General features: G+C 50.1%; 1 protein-coding gene. It reads left to right on the top strand.

Annotation, left to right across the window (positions count from 1 at the left end; translation table 11 throughout):
• A partial coding sequence (locus tag ABYP33_RS18940) for an efflux RND transporter permease subunit (protein WP_373092890.1) occupies positions 1-1710 on the top strand: 1710 nt, incomplete at both ends.

Here is a 1710-nt window from a genome sequence, read left to right as displayed (position 1 = left end):
TCACTAGGGCCCGCAATGCAGCGCGGCAGTGCCGAGCTTAATGGCGAAGGCTTAGCCGTCGGCGGCATCGTGGTCATGCGCTTTGGCGAAAATGCCTTAGACGTCATAAATCGAGTTAAAGCTCGCTTGGAGGAGGTTAAGGCATCTTTACCTAAGGGAGTTGAAATTATCCCCGTGTATGACCGCTCCGGCCTGATTGAGCGGTCTATCGACACCTTAAGCCGAACGTTGAGTGAAGAGATCCTCATAGTCTCGCTCGTTATAATTGTGTTTTTGCTGCACCTGCGCTCGGCGCTAGTCGCCATTATCACCCTACCCATCGCCATATTATTAGCGTTTATTCCTATGTATTACCAAGGATTAACAGCCAATATTATGTCGCTAGGCGGAATTGCGGTTGCCATTGGCGCGATGGTCGATGCCGCGATCGCCATTGTAGAAAACATACATCGCCGCCTCGGACTATGGCGAGAGCAAACTGATAGCTCGCAGAGCCGCACAGACGTCATTATTGCCGCGATGCAAGAAGTGGGGCCATCCATTTTCTTCGCATTATTAATTATTGCCGTGTCATTTTTGCCGGTGTTTGCCCTTGAAGGCAGTGAAGGACGGCTTTTTAAACCCTTGGCTTACACCAAAACCTACTCCATGTTTTTTGCAGCCCTGCTGTCCGTTACTCTGATACCCGCTCTAGCAGTTTTACTTATTCGCGGCCGTATTCGCGGCGAACACAGTTGGTTAAATCGCAGTTTGATTGCGCTATATGCGCCGGTGGTACGCTGGGTGGTAGATAGTCGCTGGCTGGTGGTGGGTGTCAGCGTTCTCGTGCTGCTGTCTGCGATCATCCCCTTCCGTGGACTTGGTAGTGAATTTATGCCGCCATTGAATGAGGGTAGTATTTTGTATATGCCCACAGCCCTACCCGGAATGTCGATTAGTGAAGCTCAAAAGACGCTCCACACAATGAACCGAGAACTAATGACCTTCCCGGAAGTAAAAACGGTGTTTGGAAAAGTGGGGCGTTCAACGAGTGCTACTGACTCCGCACCACTATCGATGATTGAAACCAATATCACCCTCAAGCCGAAAAGCGAATGGCGCGAAGGAATGGATTGGGATAGCTTAATCGCCGAGATGGATCAAAAGTTACGCTTCCCCGGCATGCCCAATATTTGGTGGATGCCCATTCAGACACGCACACAAATGCTCGCTACGGGGATTCGCTCGGCATTGGGCATAAAAGTGTTTGGGCCGGATCTCGCGACGATTGAAAGCACCGCGACCGCGATCGAACGTGCTCTTCAAAGTGATAGTCGTACCACTGCCTTTTCGCGAAGCGCATTTGCCGAGCGCACCACGGGTGGCTACTTCTTAGATTTTGATATTGACCGAGACGCTGCGTCGAGGTATGGATTGAATGTTGCTGATATTCAAGATGTTATTGAGATGGCCATTGGTGGCAAGGTGGTTTCGCAAACGGTTGAAGGACGTGAGCGATACAATATTTTAATGCGTTATAACCGTGACTATCGTGACTCAATAGCTGCTTTAGAGCGTACTTACGTCACAACCAGCCATGGTAGCCAAATCCCGATAAGCCAAGTTGCGACGTTACAGTATCGCAAAGGCCCACAAATGATTCGCAATGAAGACGGTCAGTTAGTCGGCTTTGTTTTTGTCGACGTTGCCGACAATATCGGCATTCCGGAC

Source organism: Zhongshania sp. (assembly GCF_041584495.1).
In the GTDB taxonomy this organism is placed as follows: Bacteria; Pseudomonadota; Gammaproteobacteria; order Pseudomonadales; family Spongiibacteraceae; genus Spongiibacter.
Note: the sequence above shows the minus strand (reverse complement) of the source record. Positions and strands in the feature narration are given on the sequence as shown.